The organism is Streptomyces sp. NPDC111606, assembly GCF_055656945.1.
Map to the genome: position 1 here is coordinate 86323 of NZ_JBVKBY010000011.1, position 22131 is coordinate 108453.

Below are 22131 nucleotides of genomic sequence, written 5' to 3' on the forward strand. Positions count from 1 at the left end.
GGGTGGGGCGGGCGCTTCCGGTGCGACGGGAGAATATGACGAAACTCCGCACGCACCCGACCGCCGTCGGTACCATCAAACAGCCGCTGACCTCCCGGAGCGGATCACTCCGTGCCGTAGTGCATCCCTGGGGAGACAGTTGTGTGCGTCCACATTTCCGTGACGGACGGTCTGGCGAGCATCGCAGTCTGGGACCCGGACGAGGTCAGCATCCGCGTCGCCAGAGGTGCCCCGGCGCGAGACGTGCTCCGGGAAGTCGCGGACATCCTCCTGATCGACCTGGGCGCCCCCGGCTCACGCGTCGGGCCCCTGCGCTGCTTCTGCGGCATGCACGTCGATCTTCCGCATGAACTCCTCCCCCGCGTGCTCACAGCCGAGGCCGGTTGAACCGGGTTCGCGACCTGACAAGCCGGACCGCCCCCCGCCGTGTGACGCTGTGTCGCACGGCGAAGGACGGTCGGGGGTTCCGCGGGGTCGCGTTACGCCGTCAGGCGCGCGATCGCCTCGTCCACCGTCAGCTCCTCGCGCTCACCGGTCCGGCGGTCCTTGAGCTCGACGACGCCCTCGGCGGCGCGCCGCCCGGCGACCAGGATCTGCGGTACGCCGATCAGTTCCGAGTCCGTGAACTTGACGCCCGGCGAGACACCCGCACGGTCGTCGCACAGGACGCGCAGGCCGGCCGCGGACAGCTTCTCGGAGACGTCGAGGGCGAGTTCGGTCTGCAGGGCCTTGCCGGCGGCGACCACGTGCACGTCGGCCGGGGCGACCTCGGCGGGCCAGCACAGGCCCTTGTCGTCGGCGGTCTGCTCGGCGAGGGCGGCGACGGCGCGGGAGACGCCGATGCCGTAGGAGCCCATGGTCACGCGGACCGGCTTGCCGTTCTGGCCGAGGACGTCGAGCTTGAGGGCGTCGGCGTACTTGCGGCCCAGCTGGAAGATGTGGCCGATCTCGATGGCGCGGTCCAGCTTGAGGCCGGTGCCGCACTTCGGGCAGGGGTCGCCCTCCTGGACGACCACGACGTCGACGTACGCGTCGACCTCGAAGTCACGGCCCGCGACGACGTTCTTCGCGTGCATGCCCTCCTTGTTGGCGCCGGTGATCCAGGAGGTGCCGGGGGCCACGCGCGGGTCGGCGAGGTACTTGACCTTCTCGCCCAGACCCTGCGGGCCGACGTAGCCGCGGACCAGGTCCGGGCGCCCCGCGAAGTCCGCCTCGGTGACCATCTCGACGACGGCCGGGGCGAAGTGCGCCTCGACCTTGTCCATGTCGACCTCGCGGTGACCGGGGACACCGACCGCGACGATCTCGCCGTCGACCTTGACGAGGAGGTTCTTGAGCGTGGCCGAGGCCGGGACGCCGAGGTGGGCGGCGAGGGTCTCGATGGTGGGGGTGTCGGGGGTCGGGATCTCTTCGAGGGCGGGCACGTCGCTCGCGTCCACGGACTTCAGCTCGTACGTGATCGCCTCGGTGTTCGCCGCAAAGTCGCAGTTCGGACAGTCGGCGAAGGTGTCCTCGCCGGCCTCGGCCGGGGCGAGGAACTCCTCGGACTTCGAGCCGCCCATGGCACCCGCGGTGGCGGCGCAGATGCGGTAGTCGAGGCCGAGACGCTCGAAGACGCGCTGGTAGGCCTGGCGGTGCAGGGCGTAGGACTGGCCGAGGCCCTCGTCGTCGGTGTCGAAGGAGTACGAGTCCTTCATCAGGAACTCACGGCCGCGCAGGATGCCGGCCCGCGGACGGGCCTCGTCGCGGTACTTGTGCTGGATCTGGTAGAGGATGACCGGCAGGTCCTTGTAGGAGGACGCCTGGTCCTTCACCAGCAGGGTGAAGATCTCCTCGTGGGTCGGACCGAGCAGGTAGTCGCCGCCCTTGCGGTCCTTCAGCCGGAACAGCTCCTGGCCGTACTCGTCCCAGCGGCCCGTCGCGTCGTACGGCTCACGCGGCAGCAGCGCGGGGAGCAGCACTTCCTGGGCGCCGATGGCGTCCATCTCCTCGCGGACGATGCGTTCCACGTTGGCGAGGACCCGCTTGCCGAGGGGCAGCCACGACCAGATGCCGGCCGCGGTGCGGCGGACGTAGCCGGCGCGGACGAGCAGCTTGTGACTGAGGACCTCGGCGTCCGCCGGGTCGTCGCGCAGCGTCTTCGCCATCAACTGGGACATGCGCTGGACCGGTGCGTTCGCCATGGTTTCCGTACTCCTGCTGGGTAAGGGTTATGGCAGGAGGTTAGCCGGGCGGGACGGGGCGGTGGAAATCGGTTAGCGGCGGCGGAGCGGGAGCGGGGCGCCCATGACGGCGTACGGCTTCGGGGCGCTCGGGAAGAGGACCTGGCGGGCGAGGTCCTGATAGCCGAGGGAGCGGTAGAGGCCGCGGGCCGGGCTCTCCACGTCGATCGCCGAGAGGATCGAGCGGGGTTCGACAGTGCCGTCCGTGATCCTGGTGATCAGGGAACGGCCGACACCGCGGTTCTGGTAGCCCGGGTGGACGTGGAGTTCCGTGATGACGAAGGAGTGGTCGAGCCAGTCGTCGTAGCCCTGGGCCCGGAGGTAGGGCTCCACGACGGTGGACCACCAGTGGGTGCGGTCGTTCGGCATGCCGTAGACGAATCCGATGAGGCGCCCGCCGCTGGTGGCGCCGAGGGCCCTTGCGCCCGGGTAGGTCATGTGGCGCAGGACGATCTGGCGGCGTACGGCCACCTCGTCGGGGCCGAGGCCGAACGCCACGGCTTGGACTGCGAGGGCTTCGTCGACGTGGGTGGCGAGGTCCAGCGGGCCGATCACGATGTCGTCTGGTTGGCGGCGGTGTGCGTGACCGGGAAGGCGCATGCGGGGAGCCTACAGGGGGGTTCGTGCTGAATTCCGGGTGCGGCATCCGTGGTTGCTCGCGCCCCCGCGGCGGAGCCGCACATCGATGGGCCCGCGCCCCTGGGGGCGTTGCCGCGCCGTCCCTCGCCGGGGAACGTCGTCAGAACAGGACGCTCATGAACGCGCCGGTCTCCTGGAAGCCCACCCTGTGGTACGTCCGTCTCGCCGCCGTGTTGAAGTCGTTCACGTAGAGGCTCACGACCGGGGCGACGTCCGCCAGGGCGTAGCGCAGCACCGCGGCCATGCCGGGGGCCGCCAGGCCCTGGCCCCGGTACTCGGGGGCCACCCAGACGCCCTGGATCTGGCAGGCCCTGTTCGTCGCGGCGCCGATCTCGGCCTTGAAGACGACCTTGCCGTTGTGGTCGAGGCGGGCGAAGGAACGGCCGGAGCCGACGAGTTCGGCGACCCGGGCCTGGTAGAGGAGGCCGCCGTCGCCGGCCAGCGGGGAGACACCGACCTCCTCGGTGAACATCGCCACGCACGCCGGCATGATCGTCTCCATCTCGTCCTTGCGGATGCGGCGGACGTACGGATCCGGGGTGATGTCGGTCGGCAGGCGGTCGGTGACCATCAGGGGCTGGTGGGCGCGGACGTCACGGGCCGGGCCCCAGTTGGGTTCCAGCAGGCGCCACAGCTGGGCGGTGGAGTCGGCGGGGCCGACGATGGAGGAGCAGCGGCGGCCTGCCCGCCGGGCCCGGTCGGCGAACGCCCTTACCGCTCGTGGACCCGCGCAGATCGGGACGAGGTTGGCGCCCGCGTAGCACAGGGAGGTGAGCATGCCGCCCTCGTACCAGCCCCACATTTCGCCGCCGAGGCGCCACGGGTCGAGGCCGGCGATCTGGACGCGGGATGTGACGAAGGCGTTCGCGACCGGCTCGCGGTCGAGGACGGCGAGCGCGGCGTCCAGGTCGCTCGGTTCGAGCACCCGTGAGGTGGTCTGGGTCAACACGTACGGGGCCTCACGCTGGGGTTCTGCTGGTCCCCGCACTGTACCTGCGGAAGCTTTGCCGCGCCGCTGCTTGGCTGCGCCGCTGGGACGGGCGCCTATGAGCTCGGCGCGCTGGGGAGAATGGCGACTGCGGGTGAGGTGAGGGCTGGCCGCGCAGTGCCCCGCGCCCCTGGGGCCTGCGGCCCCCAAAGCCCGTCCGGCGTTTGTGGACGAGGCCCGTTCAGGGCCGAAGCGGGGGTCTGGGGGCCGCAGGCCCTCAGGGGCGGGACGGGTAGGGGCGGCGGGGGCGAGAAACCTCTCAGCCCGCCACCGCCACCGACGGCTCGCCGCTCGCCACGCCGTCCGCCTCCATCTGTTCGGCCAGCTTCATGGCCTCCTCGATGAGGGTCTCGACGATCTTGGACTCGGGGACGGTCTTGATGACCTCGCCCTTGACGAAGATCTGGCCCTTGCCGTTGCCGGAGGCGACGCCGAGGTCGGCCTCGCGGGCCTCGCCGGGGCCGTTCACGACGCAGCCCATGACGGCGACGCGGAGGGGGACCTCCATGCCCGTGAGGCCTGCCGTGACCTCCTCGGCGAGCTTGTAGACGTCGACCTGGGCGCGGCCGCAGGACGGGCAGGAGACGATCTCCAGGCCGCGCTGCTTGAGGTTCAGGGACTCCAGGATCTGGATGCCCACCTTGACCTCCTCGACCGGCGGGGCCGAGAGGGAAACGCGGATGGTGTCGCCGATGCCCTGGGAGAGCAGGGCGCCGAAGGCGACGGCCGACTTGATCGTGCCCTGGAAGGCCGGGCCCGCCTCCGTCACACCGAGGTGGAGGGGGTAGTCGCACTGGGCGGCCAGCTGACGGTAGGCCTCGACCATCACGACCGGGTCGTTGTGCTTGACCGAGATCTTGATGTCGCGGAAGTCGTGCTCCTCGAAGAGGGACGCCTCCCACAGGGCCGACTCGGCGAGCGCCTCGGGCGTGGCCTTGCCGTACTTCTGGAGCAGACGGCGGTCCAGTGAGCCCGCGTTGACGCCGATGCGGATCGGGGTGCCGTGGTCCTTCGCGGCCCGCGCGATCTCCTTGACCTTGTCGTCGAACTGCTTGATGTTGCCCGGGTTCACGCGGACCGCCGCGCAGCCGGCCTCGATCGCCGCGAAGACGTACTTCGGCTGGAAGTGGATGTCCGCGATCACCGGGATCTGGGACTTGCGGGCGATGGTCGCGAGGGCGTCCGCGTCGTCCTGCGTCGGACAGGCCACGCGCACGATCTGGCAGCCGGAGGCCGTGAGCTCCGCGATCTGCTGGAGAGTGGCGCCGATGTCGGACGTACGCGTCGTCGTCATCGACTGGACCGAGACCGGCGCGTCTCCGCCGACCGCCACGGTGCCGACCTGGATCTGGCGGCTCCGCCGGCGCTCGGCGAGCCTGGTCGGAACGGACGGCATGCCGAGAGAAATCGCAGTCATCTGCTGTGCAACCCCAAGTCGTGGATCAAGATCCGGTCCCGTCAGCAGCGGGCCCCAGGCTTCGAGATTACGGCACCGGTCCTCACCCCAGCACGCCCCCACCTCGAATGCACTCGGCGGGGGGACCCCCATCGCCCCGTAAACCCACACGATGGAAGGCGGCCCGGGTCATACGATCCCGGGCCGCCTCGAACGCCATGTGACTAGGAGATTCTGACTGGGTTAACCACGTCCGCCACGAGCACGAGCAGCGTGAAGCAGACGAAGATCCCGGCCACCACATAGGCCACCGGCATCAGCTTCGCCACATCGAACGGACCGGGGTCGGGGCGGCGCAGCACCTTCGCCGTGTTGCGGCGCAGCGACTCCCACAGGGCCCCCGCGATATGGCCGCCGTCGAGCGGCAGCAGCGGGAGCATGTTGAAGAGGAAGAGGGAGAGGTTGAAGCCGGCCAGGAGGAAGACGAACGTGGCCAGCTGCTGCGAGGCCGGGATGTCCAGCGTCGCGATCTCGCCGCTCACCCTCGCCGCTCCCACGATGCCCATCGGGGAGTCCGGTTCGCGCTCGCCGTCGCCGAAGGCCGCGTTCCACAGGGCGGGGACCTTGGAGGGCAGGGCGATGAGGGAGTCGACGGCCTCGCCGACCCGGTCGCTCATCCAGGTCACCGAATCGCCGAAGTCCTGTTTGACGACGCCGGTGGCCGAGCTGAAGCCGAGGAAGCCCGCCTTGACGTACTCGCCCTCGACATAGGCGCCGGCGGCGTCCTTCTTCACGACCTGGTTGGTGGCGATCTTCGCCTGCAGGGTGACCTGCTCGCCCTTGCGGTCGACGACGATCGGCACCTCCTTGCCGGCGCTGTCGCGGATGAGGTCGGAGAGGGTGTTCCACTCCTCGGTCGGTACCCCGCCGAAGGAGACGATCTTGTCGCCGGCCTTCATGCCCGCGGCGGCGGCCGGGGACCTGGGGTCGGAGGCCTTGCACTCGTCGCGGTTCTGGGTCTGGGCGATGACGCACGGGGAGACCGAGCTCACGGTGGTCGTCTGCTGCTGGATGCCGAAGCCCATCAGCACGGTGAGGAACAGGACCACCGCGAGGATGAGGTTCATGAAGGGGCCCGCGAACATCACGATGACCCGCTTCCACGGCTTGCGCGTGTAGAAGAGGCGGGTCTCGTCACCCGGCTTGAGCTCTTCGAACGCGGCCGAGCGGGCGTCCTCGATCATGCCGCGCCAGGGGGATGTGGAGCGGGCCTCCAGGCGGCCGTCCGGTCCCGGCGGGAACATGCCGATCATGCGGATGTAGCCGCCGAACGGGATCGCCTTGATGCCGTACTCGGTTTCGCCCTTGTTCCGCGACCAGATGGTGGGGCCGAAGCCGACCATGTACTGCGGCACGCGGATGCCGAACAGCTTGGCCGTGGACAGGTGGCCCAGCTCGTGCCAGGCGATCGAGGCGAGCAGCCCGACCGCGAACAGCACTATGCCGAGGATGAACATCAGGGTCGTCATGCACGGGCCTCCGCCGTGTGTGCCGCCAGTTCCTGTGCCCGCCTGCGGGCCCAGGTCTCCGCTTCGAGGACGTCCGCGACGGTGAGCGAAGTTCCCGCGCGCGGGCTGCCGTGCTCCTCCACCACCCGGGTCACGGTCTCCATGATCCCGTTGAACGGCAGTGCGCCGGCCCGGAAGGCCTCCACGCACTCCTCGTTTGCCGCATTGAACACCGCCGGTGCCGTACCCGCGAGCTCGCCCACGTGACGCGCCAGGTTGACCGAGGGGAACGCGTCGTTGTCGAGCGGGAAGAACTCCCACGTCGACGCCTTGCTCCAGTCGAACGTCGGCGCGGCGTCGGGGATGCGCTCCGGCCAGCCGAGGCCGATGGCGATCGGCCCGCGCATGTCGGGGGGCGTCGCCTGGGCGATCGTGGATCCGTCGGTGAACTCAACCATCGAGTGAACATACGACTGGGGATGCACGACCACCTCAATGCGGTCGAAGGAAATGTCGTAGAGGAGATGCGCCTCGATGACCTCCAGGCCCTTGTTGACGAGGGTCGCGGAGTTGATCGTGATGACCGGGCCCATGGCCCAGGTGGGGTGGGCGAGGGCGTCCTCGACGGTCACCTGGGCCAGGTCCGCCTTCGAGCGGCCCCGGAACGGCCCCCCGGACGCCGTGACGACCAGCTTCCGTACGTCTGCCCTCGTCCCGGACGCCAGCGCCTGGAACAGGGCCGCGTGCTCGGAGTCGACCGGGATGATCTGCCCGGGCTTGGCGAGCGCCTTGACCAGCGGGCCGCCGACGATCAGGGACTCCTTGTTGGCGAGCGCGAGCGTGCGGCCCGCCTCCAGCGCGGCGAGGGTGGGGGCGAGGCCGATGGAGCCGGTGATGCCGTTCAGAACGGTGTGGCAGTCGGAGGCGGCGATCTGGGTGGCCGCCTCCGGTCCGGCGAGGATCTCGGGGAGCGGCTCCCCCGTGCCGTACTGGGCCTTCAGGGCCTCCCGCAGCGCCGGTACGACGTCCTCGCGGGCGACCGCGACGGTCCGCGCCTTCAGCCGGTAGGCCTGCTCGGCGAGGAGGGCGACCCGGCCGCCGTTGGCGGACAGGGCGGTGACCCGGAACCGGTCGGGGTTGCGCAGCACGAGGTCGATGGCCTGGGTGCCGATCGAGCCGGTGGAGCCGAGGATCACCACGTCCTTGGGGCCGTCCCCCGCTACGGGGTCGTAGACCAGATGCGGGTCGGCGAGTGGGGCTGGACTGTCGCTCATTCCCCCATTGTGGCCGCAAGGGCTGACAGGGAGGACAGGGCATCCCCATCCGGCAGGTAACAGGATGGTGAGGGGTCGCTGCGGGCAGTGACCCCTCACCAGGACGTCACCTGATCGGCCGGTGCACGTTCTCCCGCTCGCTCGGGCCCGGCGTGGCGTCGGCGATCCAGGGGGCGCCGTCGTCCGACGGGTCGACGATGCCCTGCTCCAGCCACTCGTACGTGCCCGACATCACGCCCTTGACGACCTTGCGGTCGAGGTCGTCGGTGTTGGACCACAGGCGGCCGAAGAGCTCCTCGATCCGCAGGCGGGACTGCTGGCAGAAGGCGTCGGCGAGCTGGTAGGCCTCGCGGCCGTGCTCGCCCTGGCCGCGCAGGTGCTCGGCGCGGACACAGACGGCGCTCATGGCGAACAGCTCGGCGCCGATGTCGACGACCCGGCCCAGGAAGCCCTGCTTGGTCTCCATGCGGCCCTGCCAGCGGGACATGCCGTAGAAGGTGGAGCGGGCGAGTTTGCGGGACGTGCGTTCGACGTAGCGAAGGTGCGGGGAGAGGTCGACGCCGCGTTTGAACTCACCGTACGAGTACGGCAGTTGCCCCTGGCCGGCGACCAGCTTCGGCAGCCACTTGGCGTAGAAGACGCCAGCGTTCGCGCCCGCCTTCGCCTTGTCCTGGAGGGACTTGTCGGGGTCGATGAGGTCACCGGCGACCGACAGGTGGGCGTCGACGGCCTCGCGGGCGATCAGCAGGTGCATGATCTCCGTCGAGCCCTCGAAGATGCGGTTGATGCGCAGGTCGCGCAGGACCTGCTCGGCGGCGACCGGGCGCTCGCCGCGGGCCCTGAGCGACTCGGCCGTCTCGAAGCCGCGGCCGCCGCGGATCTGGATGAGTTCGTCGGCGATCGTCCAGGCCATCTCGGAGGCGTAGAGCTTGGCGAGGGCGCCTTCGATGCGGATGTCGTTGCGGTCCTCGTCGGCCATCTGCGAGGCGAGGTCGGTGACGGCCTCCAGGGCGAAGGTGGTGGCCGCGATGAAGGAGATCTTGGAGCCGACCGCCTCGTGGGCGGCGAGCGGCTTGCCCCACTGCTCACGCGCCGCCGACCACTCGCGGGCGATCTTCAGGCACCACTTGCCGGCGGCGACACAGGACGCGGGCAGGGACAGCCGTCCGGTGTTGAGGGTCGTCAGTGCGATCTTCAGGCCGGCGCCCTCGGGGCCGATGCGGTTGGCGGCGGGGACGCGGACCTGGTGGAAGCGGGTGACGCCGTTCTCGATGCCGCGCAGGCCCATGAAGGCGTTGCGGTTCTCGACGGTGATGCCCGGCGAGTTGGTCTCCACCACGAAGGCGGTGATGCCGCCCTTGTGGCCCTCGGACTTCGGCACCCGGGCCATGACGACGAGGAGGTCGGCGACCACGCCGTTGGTCGTCCACAGCTTGACCCCGTCGAGGACGTAGTCGTCCCCGTCGGGTACGGCGGAGGTGGCCAGGCGCGCCGGGTCCGAGCCCACGTCGGGCTCGGTCAGCAGGAAGGCGCTGATGTCGGTGCGGGCGCAGCGCGGCAGGAACCGCTCCTTCTGCTCCGGGGTGCCGAACAACTTGAGCGGCTGCGGTACGCCGATCGACTGATGGGCGGAGAGCAGCACGCCGATCGCGGGGGACGCCGAGCCGGCCAGGGTGAGGGCCTTGTTGTAGTAGACCTGGCCGAGGCCGAGTCCGCCGTACTTGGTGTCGATCTTCATGCCGAAGGCGCCGATTTCCTTCAGCCCGTCGATCACGTCGTCGGGGATGCGGGACTCGCGCTCGATGAGGGCGCCGTCGACCTTCGTCTCGACGAAGTCGCGGAGCTTGGCGAGGAACTCCTCGCCGCGCTGGGCGGCATCGTCGGTGGGCATCGGGTGGGGGTGGATGAGGTCGAGGCGGAAGCGGCCCAGGAACAGTTCCTTGGCGAAGCTGGGCTTGCGCCAGTCCTGCTGCCGGGCCTCCTCCGCCACCTGACGTGCCTCACGCTCAGTGACAGTGGGCTTCGTGGGTGCTGCGGACATGGGGCTCACCTCGCCGCGAATCGGGATCATGGGCCGTTTGGTTACCGACGGGTGCTACCCGATCGTATGTACCCGATTACGGGCGGGGCCACCACCCTGCGCGCGTCCGTTCAGCCGATGTTGACGGAGTACGCCACTGTGTCCAGGCGGTGGGTGCACCGGGAACGGGCGCGGTCAGAGATGTTGCGGCGGCAGGGCCGTCCGGGGGACGGTGCCCCTGGAGCGCAAAGCTGTCGAAGCGCTTCGACAACCTATGGACACCCAGCCTCGCCAGAGCTAGTGTCACATCACCCTCACACCCGCCCCTGTACGCTTCGGCGCACTGTCGAAGCGCTTCACAAGAGCTTGGAGAGCTGGATGGTCACCCTCGCCGAGGTCGCCCAGCACGCCGGAGTGTCGGCGAGCACGGTGAGCTATGTCCTCAGTGGCAAGCGGTCCATCTCCACGACCACCCGGCACCGGGTCGAGCAGAGCATCCGCGAACTCGGCTACCACCCGAATGCGGGCGCCCGCGCCCTGGCCAGCAGCAGGTCGAACATCATCGCGCTGATGATCCCGCTGCGCACCGACATGTATGTGCCGGTGATGATGGAGATCGCCATCGCGGTGGCCACCACGGCCCGTACGCACGGCTACGACGTGCTGCTGCTGACCGGCGAGGAGGGCCCCGACGCGGTGCGCCGCGTCACCGGCAGCGGGCTCGCCGACGCGATGATCCTGATGGACGTCCAGCTCGACGACGAGCGGCTGCCACTGCTGCGCGGCACCGACCAGCCGTCCGTGCTGATCGGGCTGCCCGCCGACACCTCCGGGCTGACCTGCGTCGACCTCGACTTCAAGGCGACCGGCGCGCTGTGCGTGGAGCATCTGGCGACGCTGGGGCACCGCGACATCGCTGTCATCGGCGAGGCGCCGGCCGTCTACGAACGGCACACCGGTTTCGCGGAGCGCACGCTCGACGGACTGCGGCTGCGCTCCCAGGAGTTGGGGCTCCGGCTGCTGCACCGGCCGTGCGAGGGCGGATACGACGCGATGGCCGTCACCCTCGCCCGCATCCTCGACGAACGCCCGGGCACCACCGGGTTCGTCGTGCAGAACGAGTCGGCGGTCGAGCCGCTGCTCGCCCTGCTGCGCCAGCAGGGCCGTGCCGTGCCCGAGGACATGTCGGTGGTCGGTATCTGCCCCGACCAGGTGGCCACCCAGGCCTCGGTGCGGCTGACGTCCGTCTCCATCCCCGCGCAGGAGATGGGCCGGCACGCCGTGGAGCAGCTGGTCGCCAAGCTCGACGGGCGCGGCAGCGACGAAGTCCTGCTGATCGCGCCCGAGTTGACGGTCCGGGCCAGCACGGGCCCGGCGCCGTCCGCCGCCCACTGACACATCACCGCCCCGCCGCATTGACCGCTTCACCGCCGTGCCCTCGCCGGGCACCCCCATGTCTGCATTCGCTGCCCTCCTGAGGAGCACACCTCGTGAATCAGCCTGCCGAAAACCAGCCCCAGCCAGGCACGGTCAGCCTCGCGCAGTCGTCCCCGACCGTCGGCACGTTCCGCGAGCGGGACGGCGCGCTGGAGTGGAGCGGCCGCCAGGAGACCGTACGTGTCGAGCCGTGGGGTCCGGACGCGGTCCGGGTGCGTGCCCGGCTCGGTGGGCCGGTCCTCGACGGACTGCCGAACGCCCTTCTCGACGAACCTCCGGCCACGGAGAGCTCGGTCAAGATCGGTGACGGGGAGGCGCAGCTGACCGTGGGCGCACTGACCGTGCACGTCGACGCCGAGGGTCTGATCCGTTTCCTGCGCACCGAGGACGGCGAGGAGGTGCTCGCCGAGGAGCGCGCCCACTTCTGGTGGCCCGGCCCGCGTCTCTACACCGCCGTCGGCAACGGCCACCATCGCCTGGAGCAGCGCTTCGCCGCGTACGACGGCGAGAAGCTGTACGGCCTCGGCCAGCACCAGCACGGGCGGTTCGACCAGAAGGGCCTGGTCCTCGACCTCGTCCAGCGCAACGCCGAGGTCGGCATCCCGGTGCTGTCCTCCAGCCGGGGCTACACCCTGCTGTGGAACAACCCGGCGATCGGCCGCGTGGAGCTCGCGCACAACGGCACCCGGTGGGTCGCCGACTCGGCCCGGCAGATCGACTACTGGATCACCGCGGGCGGCCCGGCCGACGGCCAGCGGCGCTACAGCGCGGTGACGGGCCGTACGCCGATGCTGCCCGAGTGGGCGGCGGGCTTCTGGCAGTGCAAGCTGCGCTATCGCACGCAGGACGAACTCCTCGCGGTGGCGCGGGAGTACAAGCGCCGGGGCCTGCCCCTGTCGGCGATCGTCTGCGACTTCTTCCACTGGACGCACCTCGGCGACTGGAAGTTCGACCCGGCGGAGTGGCCCGACCCGGCGGCCATGGTCCGTGAACTGGACGGGCTGGGCGTGAAGTTGGTGGTGAGCGTCTGGCCGTCGGTGTCGCCGCTGAGCGAGAACCACGCCGTGATGGAGCAGCGCGGCTACTTCATCGGCACCCAGTACGGCCCGATGGCACACGCCGACTGGCCCGACAAGGAGGTGGCCGCCACGGTCCAGGTGGCGTTCTACGACGCCACGAACCCGGACGCGCGTGAGTTCGTGTGGTCGAAGGTGCGCGACAACTACCTCGTCCCGTACGGCATCACGGCCTTCTGGCTGGACGCCTGCGAGCCGGAGCTCAAGCCGGGCTTCCAGGAGAACCTGCGCTACTGGACGGGTCCGGGCCTGGAGGTCGGCAACAGCTACCCGGCCGAGAACTCCCGCACCTTCCACGAGGGCCTGCGGGCGCAGGGCGAGGAGGTCATCACCCTCAACCGCTCGGCGTGGGCGGGCAGCCAGCGCTACGGCGCCGCCCTGTGGTCCGGCGACATCGGCACCGACTTTGCGACCCTGCGCCGCCAGCTCGCGGCCGGCCTCAACACCGCCCTGTCCGGCATCCCCTGGTGGAACACGGACATCGGCGGCTTCCACGGCGGCGACCCGGACGACCCGGCGTACCGCGAGGTCATGGTCCGCTGGTTCCAGTTCGGCGCGCTGTCCCCGCTGATGCGGCTGCACGGCTTCCGCGACCCGGGCACGCCGCTCGGCCCGGAGATGACCGGCGGCCCGAACGAGGTGTGGTCGTACGGCGAGGAGGCCCGCCCGATCCTGGAGAAGTACCTGCGGCTGCGCGAGCGCCTCAAGCCGTACGTCCTGGAGGTCATGCGCGAGGCCCACGAGGAGGGCCTGCCGGTGATGCGGCCGCTGTTCCTGGAGTTCCCGGACGACCCGGCGGCCTGGTCGGTCGACGACGCCTACCTCTTCGGCCGCGACCTGCTGGTCGCCCCGGTGCTGACGGCGGGCGCGACGACGTGGACGACGTATCTCCCGGCCGGAGCACGCTGGACGGACGCGTGGACCGGGGAGACGTACGAGGGCGGTACGACCGTGACGGTCGACTCGCCGCTGGACCGCATCCCGCTGTTTCTGCGGGACGGGGCACGGCTGCCTGTAGCCGAGTAGCCGTGTCGGAGGGGGTGGCCGGGCGGTGGAGGTCTGCCGGTCGCCCCGTCGGTCACGTGCTCAACTTGCCTTCCCAGCACGTCAGTTCATCGGGATAGAGTCACCGCGTGTCCTCGCCTCCGCTCGCCCTCACTCTCGCCAACCAGCTGCTGCGGGCGGGCTTCGGGTCCCGTCGCGGTCCCGGCCGGATCTTTGACCGGATCGTCGTGGAGACGGGAGAGGCGAAGGGGGACCGGCAGTTCGTCGACGACTTCCGATTGCTGCTGGGCTGGTGGGCCGGGGCCGAGAATCTCACGCCGGTCGGCTGGCAGTCCGCGCAGGTCTTCGTGCGCCGGCATCTCGCCAACCGGGCGCGGGTGCGTGGGCTGATCGCCGAGCACCCGGAGATCGAGCGGGAACCGATCGAGAAGCCGGTCTTCGTCGTGGGCCTGCCCCGCACCGCGACCACGGTGACGCACTCCGTGCTGTCGCTCTCGCCCGAGCATCGCGGTCCCCTGCTGTGGGAACTCCTCACCCCCGGCCTGGAGCCCTCGCCCCGCGAGCGCCGGAAGGCGGTCACGGCGGGCCGCCGCATGGTCCAGGGAACCAACCTGTTCGCGCCGCGCTTCCGCGACATCCACGCGATGGCCGCCGAGGGCCCGGAGGAGTGCACCTTCGCCCTGCCGCACGCCCTGATGCCGCTGTCGCAGGTGCTGCTGCCGGAGTACGTGGAGTGGTACCGCGCACGGGACTTCACCGACGACTACCGGTACCTCAAGCAGGTGTTCCAGGTCCTGCAGTACGGCCGTCCGCGGCGCCGCTGGATCCTCAAGTCCCCGCTGCACCTCGGCAACCTCGACGCGCTGCACAAGGTGTTCCCGGACGCCACGATCGTGTGGTGCCACCGCGATCCGGTCACCGCCGTGGCCTCCTTCTGCAGCCTGATCGAGCACGGCATGGCCGTCAGCACCCGCCCCCTCGACCTGCACGGCATCGGCGCCACCTGGTCCGGCCTGCTGAGCCGTGCGATGCGACGCGGCCTCGCGGCCCGTGCCGCCCTCCCCCGCGAGACGGTGGTGGACGCCCCGTACTCCTGGCTCGGCGCCGAGCCCGCCACGGGCGCCCCGAAGCTCTACGACGCGGTCGGCGCCCTCTGGACCGACGCCGAGGCCGCCCGGCTGGCCGGTGCCGTCGCCCGCCCGAAGGGCACCCGACCGCACCGCTACGACCTGGCCCGCTACGGTCTGACCCGCGCCGGGGTCGAGGACGCCTTCGCGGACTACAACGCGCTGCGGGCCGAGGTCGACCGCGCCTGAGGCGAGACGCGGACCGGCCCCGGCCCGGCCGGCAGGTCAGCTGCTGCTGACGGTCAGGTTGTTGGTGGCGAAGTCGAGCCCGCCGGACGACGAGGTGACCTCGTAGCCGAACTGCACATCACCGATGGTCTCGTTGCTGGACATCCAGCCCTTGGTGTTGGCGATCCAGCTGAGGATCGGCTTGATGTCCACGCTGCCCGAGGTGGAGTCGGACGTCCGCAGGAACGAGAAGACCTCGTTCGCGCCGTTGCTGCCCTTGTAGACGGTCCAGGTGTGACCGCCGAGCGTGACATTGCCCTGCGAGGTGCCGAGCGGGCCGACGGCGCCGTTGTAATTGACCCAGAGCATGATCTCGTAGTCGTAGTCGGTGTCCCAGATGTCGTACGACGTGTTGTACGCGCCGGACGACGGGACCGTGACGTTGTAGCTGCTGGTGAGCGAGCCGAGGGAGGCGATCGTCTTGTTGATCACCTTCTTGGAGTTGGGGTAGGACTTGATGCCGCCGGTGTTGGGGTGGTTGGCCCAGACGCCCCAGTTGGTGCCGGAGTTGGCCCAGATGCACTGGCTGCCGGCGCCGGAGCCCCAGATGTTGTTGTAGAGCGTGTAGCCGTTGAGGCTGGTGTTGCCCCACTGGTCGCAGGAGTTCCAGACGGCGGCCGAGGCGGGGGCGGACGCGAGCCCGACGGTGGCGCCGAGAGCCATCGCCGGGGCCAGCACGGCCATGGTGATCTTGCGCAGTGCGGTCTTTGCCATGGTGTCCCTTTCCATGGGTGGGGGGAGTTGCGGGGGTTACCACGCCCCGAGGCCGATGACGTGGTCTTCTCCGGCGACGAGGTCGAGCGGTGGTGCGTCGCCGTTGCCGGAGGAAGTCCGGAGTTCGATACGGACGGTGCGGGACGGCTTCAGGACCGCGGTGGCTCCCTCGGGCGTCCAGGCCAGGTCGACCTCCGCACCGAACCGCGTGCGTACGCCCCGGAGTCGCCCCTCGGGAAGGCCGGCCGGTAGCGCCGGCAGCAGGACCAGCCGGTGCGGGGTCGACTGCACGAGCATCTCGATCAGTACGGCGGGCAGGGTGTGCGCGGCGTCCGCGTTGTAGACGTCGCGGTTCGGGTAGTGGGCGCTCATCAGGGAGGCGTGGAAGAAGTCGCCGCCCAGGACCTGGTCGAGGGCGTGGGCGACCCGCTCGCCGTCCCGGAGCCGGGCCGCGACGAGGGCACGGTGGAGATGGCCGTGCGCGGAGTCGTTCTCGGCGCCGCGCAGTTCGAGGGCGCGGTGGGCGGCCGTCGCGAGGGCCGGGGTGTCGTACGGGGTGATCTCGTCGAGCGGCCAGACGCCGTAGAGGTGGCTGAGGTGGCGGTGGTCGTAGGTGTCTTCGATGCCCGGCCGGGCCCATTCGGCGAGGGCGCCGTCGGCGTTGACCCGGTGCGGCGGGAGGCGGTCGGCGAGGGCGCGCCAGCGGTCGGCATCCGGGGTACCGCAGTGGTAGCCGGCCGCCGTCAGCAGGGCGTGGCGGGCGGCCGAGAGATCCATCGCGGCGTTGAGGGTGCCCCAGCTCGCGTTCGCCGGGCGGTTCTCCGGTGAGTAGGAGGGGACGACGATCACCTGACCGTCGCTGTCGGTGCGGGTGAGGAAGTCCTCGTAGAACCGGGCGGCTTCGGCGAGGGCGACGGCCGTGCGCGGGTCGTGCTCGCCGCGGGTCTGATCGTGGTCGACGAGCGGCGTGAGCAGCCAGTCGGCGCCCGCGGTCCACAGGTGCAGGGGGTATTCGCGGCTGAAGTGGTAGATGTGCCCGGACTCGCCGTCGGTGTGGGCGGGAGCCACGACGCCGCGGGTGCCGAAGATCGCGCGGGCGTTGTCCCGCCAGTGGTCCAACTGGCCGTGGACCAGGGAGGCATGGGCCTCGGTCACCTCCGGGAGCGCTGCCGCGGCGGCCGACGCGGTCTGGAGGTTGAGGTTGGCGTCGGTGGTGAACGCGCCCGCCCAGGCCGTGTCCCAGTCGCCGGTCCACAGGCCGGTCAGCCGGGGTGGCAGAACTCCGGAGGCGGAGAGGAGGTGGTAGCGGCCGGCCGCGAAGAGGCGTTCCAGGAGGGCTGGGCTCTTCGGGCGGCTCACCAGGTCCGAGCCGGGCAGGGCCCGTTCGGCCGCGTCGGCGCCGAGGTCGAGGCCGGCGCGGAGGTAGGCGGGGCGGTGCAGGTCGGTGTGGCGGCCGAGGAGGCGGTCGTACGGGTCCTCGTCGCCGTCGGGCAGCAGGGCGCGCAGGGCATGCGCCGCGGCGAGGGCGTCCAGCTCGCCGGTGTGGCGCCGGACGCGGGTGAGGAGCAGCAGCGAGCGGGCGTTGTTGATGCGCAGGCCCGGCAGCGAGGTGCGGGTGCTGCCGCCCGTGACCACGGCGAGGGTGACGCCCGTGTACGCGCGGTCGCTTCCGGGGTAACGGGCGCGCAGGGTGAGGAGCGCGCCCTCGGGAGTGAGGACAGCGCTGTGTCCGACCGCCAAGCCGTATGGGGCGCCCGGAAGTTGGTGATCCAGGGTGACGTCGACCGTGAGGCCGGCTTCGGTGACGTACTGGACGATGACGTCGTCGGCGCGGGAGACGAAGACCTGGCTACGCCAACCGCCGCTCCCGGCCGTGCAGACCCCGGTGGTGAAGTCGACCTCGCGGCGGTAGTCGCCGCGCTCCTCGACGGCCGGGCGGCGCAGCCGTAGCTGGAAGGCGGGGTGGAAGGGCTGCACCCACTGCAGCTCGCGCCCGTCGGTGAAGTGCTCGGCCGCGGTGACGTCCCCGGCGAGCAGCCGGTCCTGGAGGTGCGGGAGTTCGGCGGCGAGGGCGGGCGGACGCGCGTGTTCGGCCCCGTTGGGGCGGACCAGGGTGTGGTGGTTGACGATGACCCGGTCGGCGTTCGGATCACCGAACACCATGGCGCCGTGTCGGCCGTTCCCGCTCAGGAAGGCGTCCTCCCAGCGGGTGGCGGGAGCGGGCTCCCAGGTGCCGTGCACCGGTCCACTCATGAGGCGGCCTCCAGCACGGCGACCCCGTACCGCCCCAGCTCCACCGAGTCGGTGACGTCCGCGCCGGTCAGCAGGTCGCGGTGGCGGCCGGGCACGGGCACGGTGACCGCGTCGCGCCCGTGGTTCAGAAGGAACAGGAGCCCGCCCCGTCGTACCGCCTCCACTCCTGCCGGAAGCCCCGCGAGAGTCGGTCGTACATCCGCCCCCGTCGCGATGCCGGCAAGCAGAGTGCGCAGCGCGTGCGGCTCGGGGAGGGTGGAGACGTACCAGGCACGCCCCTTGCGCAGGACGGCGGGCAGGCCGTCCAGCTCGCCGCCCTTGTAGGGCGTCACGGCGTCCACGTCGTCCGCCGCCTCGATCTCCTCGGACCACAGCGTCCCGTGGAAGCCTTCGACGTCGGCCTTCTCCCCCGCGTCGAGCGGCCACCATTCGTGCAGCGTGCGGATGCCGAACAGGTCGCGCAGCCGTACGTCCATGCCGCCGGGGCGGACACGGTCGTCCTCGTCGGCGACGCCGGTCTGGAAGCCGGCGACGAGGGTGCCGCCGCTCTCGACGTAGGCCACGAGGTGGTCGATGGCGGCGTCCGTCATCAGGTACAGCTGAGGGACGACGACCAGCTTGTAGGCGGACAGGTCGTGCTCGGGGTGGGCGAAGTCCGTGACGGTGTGCGCCTCCCAGAGGGCGCGGTGCCAGGCGCGGACGACCTGCGGGTAGTCGACCTCGCAGGACAGCCGGCCGTCCTGCCGGCTCGCCCACCAGGCGTTCCAGTCGAGGAGTACGGCGACCTCGGCGGCCTCGACGCGGGTGCCGGCCGCCTTCTCGCTCAGCAGCGCCAGTTCGGCGCCGATCCGCTTGACCTCCTGGTACGTACGGCCGTGCTCGCCCGCGTGGCTGACCATCCCCGAGTGGAACTTCTCCGAGCCCTGCCGGGACTGCCGCCACTGGAAGTAGCAGACGGCGTCGGCGCCGCGGGCCACGGCCTGGAGGGACCACAGGCGGTTGAGGCCGGCGGGCTTGGGGTGGTTGACCCCGCGCCAGTTGACCGGCCCGGCCGCCTGCTCCATGACCATCCAGGGGCCGCCGCGGGCCTGCGAGCGGGTCATGTCATGGATGAGGGCGCCGTACTGCCCGCCGGACGGATCGCGCGGATCCGGGTAGATGTCGACCGAGACGACGTCCTCCCGCTCGACCCACTGCCAGGCGTCCTGTCCCTGCCAGAACGGCATGAAGTTGGTCGTCACCGGGATGTCCGGGCTGTGCCGGGCGACGATGTCGCGCTCGGCGAGGTAGCACTCCAGCAGCGCGTCGGACGTGAACCGCCGGAAGTCGAGAACCTGCGTGGGGTTCTTCATGTAGTGCGCGCGGCGTGGCGGCAGGACCTCGTACCAGTCGCCGTATCCCTGGCTCCAGAAGGCGGTGCCCCAGGCCTCGTTGAGGGCGTCGAGCGTGCCGTACCTGTCCTGGAGCCAGCGGCGGAAGGCGGCCTCGGCCTCGGCGCCCCAGTCGTAGGTGCAGTACTCGTTGTTGATGTGCCACATCCGCAGGGCCGGGTGGCCGGCGTAGCGGGCGGCGAGGTCCTCGGTGATGGCGGCGGCGTAGCGGCGGTACGTCGCGCTGGAGTGGGAGAAGTGCTGGCGGGAGCCCCACCACTCGGTCCGGCCGTCCTCGTCGCGCGGCAGGGTCTCGGGGTGCTGCCTGCCCATCCAGGGCGGGGGCGAGGAGGTGGGGGTGGCAAGGACGACGCCGATGCCGTTGTCGTGCATCAGGTCCATCAGCCGGTCCAGCCAGCCGAAGTCCCGTGCCCCTGGGCGTGGTTCGAGTCTGGCCCAGGAGAACACGCCGAGGGTGACCGAGGTGACCCCGGCCTCCTTCATCAGGCGGACGTCCTCGTGCCAGGTCTGTTCGGGCCACTGTTCGGGGTTGTAGTCGCCGCCGAAGAGGATGCTGCCGCGGGTGGCGTCGCTCATGCCGGGCATCGGACGGGCTCCCCGTACTGGACGCCCCGGCCGTTGGTGGCGAGGTAGACGCGGCCGTGGACGCGTGGGTCGCCGGTGACGGCCGCGCCGATCCAGCCCCATTGGTGCCGGTCGTCGTTGATCCGCACCCAGGTCTTCGCCTCGTCGTCGGAGCGGTACACGGCGGTGGCGCTCTCGGTGGAGCCGACCATGTAGACCGCCGGGTAGGGGGCGCCCTGGGCGGCCTTGCCGAAGCCGAGGGTGTACGAGGCCCAGCAGCTGCCGACCTTGGTGAAGGCCGCACCGCCGTCGGCGGAGCGGTACAGCCCGTTCCACTTGAGGCTCAGCCACAGGTCACCGGACCGGCCGGGCGCCACGGCCAGCTGGAACTCCTTGTCACCGGAGTTCAGCCCGCCGGCCCGCGCGGTGAAGGTCACACCGCCGTCGGTGCTGGCGTGGAGCGTGCCGGTGGCGGTGTCGAAGGCGTAGAAGGCGCTCGGGTCGACGGGGTCCGCGACCGGGGTGGCCCCCTTCGGGAAGGAGGTGACCTCGGCCCAGGTGACGCCGTTGTCGGCGGAGCGCTGGGCCGGGTAGGGGGTGCCGTCCCAGTGCACGAAGGACCACAACAGCACGCTGCCGTCGGCGTTGCTGGCGATCGGTCCCGGCGCGTCCTTGGCGATGGCGGGCTGTGTCGCGAAGGGCGCCCAGGTCTGCCCGCCGTCGTTCGAGTGGGCGCCGTTGCCGTTGTCGCCCCAGCCGGAACGGACGACGTACGACGGCCTGGCCGTGGCCTGCGCGAGCCCGGTGGAGGTGCCGAACACGGGATTGGCGGCCATGCCCCGCGACGGGGAGGCCATGAGCGACTCGTGGTACATCACACCGATGTCCCCGTTGCCGCTGATCAGGTGCGCCCTCCCGGCCGGCGGCGAGATCAGCTGACGGACGGACGTCTCCTCCAGGCCCCGGATCTGCGGGGCCCAGTGCTTCAGGTCGCGCGTGCCGTAGAGGGTCGCGCCGGTGCCGTACACGAGGTGCCGGGAGTCGTACGGGTCCAGCGCGACCGCCTGGATCCACCAGCCGAACTTGGGCTGCTCGGCACCCCACTTGAGGTACGGCGTCTCGGTGACGTCGAGGACGGCCGTGTCCTTCAACGACGTCCAGGCGCGACCGCCGTCGGTGGTCCGGTACACGGTGTCGATGTCGGCCCAGCGGTTGTTGGTGGAGACCACGATCGTGCCGGGGTGGCGTGCGTCGACGGCGACGCCGCCGTAGCCGAAGGTGTCGGTGCCGCCGGGCTTCACCGGCGTGACCTCGGTCCACTTCCCGTCCGTCGTCCGCAGCCTGTGCACGCTGCCGTCGGACTGGCCGTTAGGGCCGGGCGCGTTGGCGTACGTCACGTACAGCTCGTGGCTGTGACGGTCGTACGCGGCCCGGATCGGGACCTTGGCGGCGGTGCCGGTGGGCTGCCCCGGCACGGCCTCCCACTTGCTGCCGTCGACTGTCCGGTACAGGTTCCTGGCGGCTGCCGTGCCGTCGCCGTCGCCCCAACCGGCGTAGAGGGTGCGGCCGGCGGCGACGAGGAGGGTGACGCCTTGTCCGGTGGCACTCGGGGAAGCAGGGAATCCGGTGACGGCCGCCCAGGTGGCGCCCCGGTCGGTGGACTTGAGCAGTCCGTCGTGCCGGGTGCCCAGCCACAGGGCGTCACTGTCCCGCGGATCGACGAGCAGCCGCTCCCCCGTGCCCCGCCCGTCCTCGTTCGCGCCGAGCTTCACGGTGAGGTCGGCGCGGGTCCAGGTGGCGCCGCGGTCGTCGGAGCGCAGGACGGCGCCGTTGGAGGCCCAGGACTGGGCGTAGGTGCCGAGGGCGAGGTAGAGCCGGTCGGGGTGGGCGGGGTCGACGGCGACGGCCTCGACGCCGAGGAGGTTCCAGTCGTCCCAGCCGAGATGGTCGGTCAGCGGGGTCCAGCGGGCGGCGCGGTCGTCCCAGCGGTAGGCACCGCCGATGTCGGTGCGGGCGTAGGCAAGGCCGCGGACGGCAGGGTGGAAGAGAACGCCGGTGACGAAGCCGGTGCCGCCCATGACGGCGTTGCGCCAGCGGTACGCCTGGCCGGCGGCGGGCTCGGCGGCGGACGCCTGCCCCGCGAGGGACGGAAGGGTGGTGAGCGCGGCGGCGGCCGCGGTCCCGGTGAGGACGGTTCGTCTGGACGGGCGGGATGCGCGCATGGACATACCTCGTTCACAACGTGGGGACGGGAGAGACCTCGAGGGGCGCGGGACTGTCTCGAGGTGC

Annotated in this window: 15 protein-coding genes; 4 read left to right on the forward strand and 11 right to left on the reverse strand. The window is 71.0% G+C overall.

The features are described from left to right. The first annotated feature begins 141 nt into the window (after positions 1-141). Positions 142-387, forward strand: a complete 246-nt coding sequence (locus tag ACZ7M7_RS33330) for a hypothetical protein (protein WP_369273741.1) — start codon at positions 142-144, stop codon at positions 385-387. A 92-nt stretch (positions 388-479) separates the two neighbouring features. On the opposite strand, the gene ACZ7M7_RS33335 is transcribed toward ACZ7M7_RS33330, so the two are convergent. From ACZ7M7_RS33335 to ACZ7M7_RS33365, 7 genes are all read right to left on the reverse strand, one after another. Continuing rightward, positions 480-2183, reverse strand: coding sequence for a proline--tRNA ligase (locus ACZ7M7_RS33335; RefSeq protein WP_472123471.1), 1704 nt, complete (start codon positions 2181-2183; stop codon positions 480-482). Positions 2184-2255: 72 nt separating this feature from the next. Continuing rightward, a complete protein-coding gene (locus ACZ7M7_RS33340) occupies positions 2256-2822 on the reverse strand; it encodes a GNAT family N-acetyltransferase (RefSeq protein WP_383607340.1) in 567 nt (188 codons plus the stop codon). Positions 2823-2961: 139 nt separating this feature from the next. Continuing rightward, the gene (locus ACZ7M7_RS33345; protein WP_383607341.1) at positions 2962-3810 is read right to left on the reverse strand and encodes a GNAT family N-acetyltransferase; all 849 of its coding nucleotides are present in this window, start codon (positions 3808-3810) and stop codon (positions 2962-2964) included. Between the two features lie 298 nt (positions 3811-4108). Next, positions 4109-5266, reverse strand: coding sequence for a flavodoxin-dependent (E)-4-hydroxy-3-methylbut-2-enyl-diphosphate synthase (ispG, locus tag ACZ7M7_RS33350; protein WP_383607342.1), 1158 nt, complete (start codon positions 5264-5266; stop codon positions 4109-4111). A 203-nt stretch (positions 5267-5469) separates the two neighbouring features. Next, positions 5470-6762 (reverse strand): M50 family metallopeptidase, encoded by a 1293-nt coding sequence (locus tag ACZ7M7_RS33355; RefSeq protein WP_383607559.1) that lies wholly within the window; start codon positions 6760-6762, stop codon positions 5470-5472. A gap of 8 nt (positions 6763-6770) precedes the next feature. Next, a complete protein-coding gene (dxr, locus tag ACZ7M7_RS33360) occupies positions 6771-8027 on the reverse strand; it encodes a 1-deoxy-D-xylulose-5-phosphate reductoisomerase (RefSeq protein ID WP_472123475.1) in 1257 nt (418 codons plus the stop codon). A gap of 106 nt (positions 8028-8133) precedes the next feature. Then, positions 8134-10068, reverse strand: coding sequence for an acyl-CoA dehydrogenase family protein (locus ACZ7M7_RS33365; protein WP_383607344.1), 1935 nt, complete (start codon positions 10066-10068; stop codon positions 8134-8136). A 357-nt stretch (positions 10069-10425) separates the two neighbouring features. Between ACZ7M7_RS33365 and ACZ7M7_RS33370 the strand changes: the two genes are divergently transcribed. From ACZ7M7_RS33370 to ACZ7M7_RS33380, 3 genes are all read left to right on the forward strand, one after another. Continuing rightward, positions 10426-11442 (forward strand): LacI family DNA-binding transcriptional regulator, encoded by a 1017-nt coding sequence (locus ACZ7M7_RS33370; RefSeq protein WP_427839684.1) that lies wholly within the window; start codon positions 10426-10428, stop codon positions 11440-11442. A gap of 95 nt (positions 11443-11537) precedes the next feature. After that, positions 11538-13586: a glycoside hydrolase family 31 protein gene (locus ACZ7M7_RS33375; protein WP_472123478.1), complete on the forward strand. Its 2049-nt coding sequence runs from the start codon at positions 11538-11540 to the stop codon at positions 13584-13586. 107 nt (positions 13587-13693) lie between these two features. Next, entirely contained in the window at positions 13694-14881 is a 1188-nt protein-coding gene (locus ACZ7M7_RS33380) for a sulfotransferase family protein (RefSeq protein ID WP_472123481.1), read from the forward strand. A 36-nt stretch (positions 14882-14917) separates the two neighbouring features. Here ACZ7M7_RS33380 and ACZ7M7_RS33385 read toward each other — a convergent pair whose 3' ends face one another. From ACZ7M7_RS33385 to ACZ7M7_RS33400, 4 genes are read right to left on the reverse strand one after another with little or no spacing between them, the layout of a single operon-like run. After that, positions 14918-15634, reverse strand: a complete 717-nt coding sequence (locus ACZ7M7_RS33385) for a glycoside hydrolase family 12 protein (protein WP_472123484.1) — start codon at positions 15632-15634, stop codon at positions 14918-14920. Between the two features lie 36 nt (positions 15635-15670). Then, the gene (locus ACZ7M7_RS33390; protein ID WP_472123487.1) at positions 15671-17887 is read right to left on the reverse strand and encodes a glycosyl hydrolase family 95 catalytic domain-containing protein; all 2217 of its coding nucleotides are present in this window, start codon (positions 17885-17887) and stop codon (positions 15671-15673) included. Beyond that, on the reverse strand, positions 17884-19863 hold the full coding sequence (locus ACZ7M7_RS33395; protein ID WP_472123490.1) for a beta-galactosidase: 1980 nt from the start codon (positions 19861-19863) through the stop codon (positions 17884-17886). Before ACZ7M7_RS33395 ends, ACZ7M7_RS33390 begins: the two co-directional genes overlap by 4 nt. Next, entirely contained in the window at positions 19851-22064 is a 2214-nt protein-coding gene (locus tag ACZ7M7_RS33400) for a 1,4-beta-glucanase (RefSeq protein ID WP_472123492.1), read from the reverse strand. Before ACZ7M7_RS33400 ends, ACZ7M7_RS33395 begins: the two co-directional genes overlap by 13 nt. Positions 22065-22131 lie beyond the last annotated feature (67 nt).

What these genes read in the sequence shown, in the direction of transcription:
- ACZ7M7_RS33335 (WP_472123471.1), bottom strand. Translation starts at nt 2,183, where the DNA reads ATGGCGAACGCACCGGTCCAGCGCATGTCCCAGTTGATGGCGAAGACG.
- ACZ7M7_RS33340 (WP_383607340.1), bottom strand. Translation starts at nt 2,822, where the DNA reads ATGCGCCTTCCCGGTCACGCACACCGCCGCCAACCAGACGACATCGTG.
- ispG (WP_383607342.1), bottom strand. Translation starts at nt 5,266, where the DNA reads ATGACTGCGATTTCTCTCGGCATGCCGTCCGTTCCGACCAGGCTCGCC.
- ACZ7M7_RS33355 (WP_383607559.1), bottom strand. Translation starts at nt 6,762, where the DNA reads ATGTTCATCCTCGGCATAGTGCTGTTCGCGGTCGGGCTGCTCGCCTCG.
- dxr (WP_472123475.1), bottom strand. Translation starts at nt 8,027, where the DNA reads ATGAGCGACAGTCCAGCCCCACTCGCCGACCCGCATCTGGTCTACGAC.
- ACZ7M7_RS33365 (WP_383607344.1), bottom strand. Translation starts at nt 10,068, where the DNA reads ATGTCCGCAGCACCCACGAAGCCCACTGTCACTGAGCGTGAGGCACGT.
- ACZ7M7_RS33370 (WP_427839684.1), top strand. Translation starts at nt 10,426, where the DNA reads ATGGTCACCCTCGCCGAGGTCGCCCAGCACGCCGGAGTGTCGGCGAGC.
- ACZ7M7_RS33385 (WP_472123484.1), bottom strand. Translation starts at nt 15,634, where the DNA reads ATGGCAAAGACCGCACTGCGCAAGATCACCATGGCCGTGCTGGCCCCG.
- ACZ7M7_RS33390 (WP_472123487.1), bottom strand. Translation starts at nt 17,887, where the DNA reads ATGAGTGGACCGGTGCACGGCACCTGGGAGCCCGCTCCCGCCACCCGC.
- ACZ7M7_RS33395 (WP_472123490.1), bottom strand. Translation starts at nt 19,863, where the DNA reads ATGCCCGGCATGAGCGACGCCACCCGCGGCAGCATCCTCTTCGGCGGC.
- ACZ7M7_RS33400 (WP_472123492.1), bottom strand. Translation starts at nt 22,064, where the DNA reads ATGCGCGCATCCCGCCCGTCCAGACGAACCGTCCTCACCGGGACCGCG.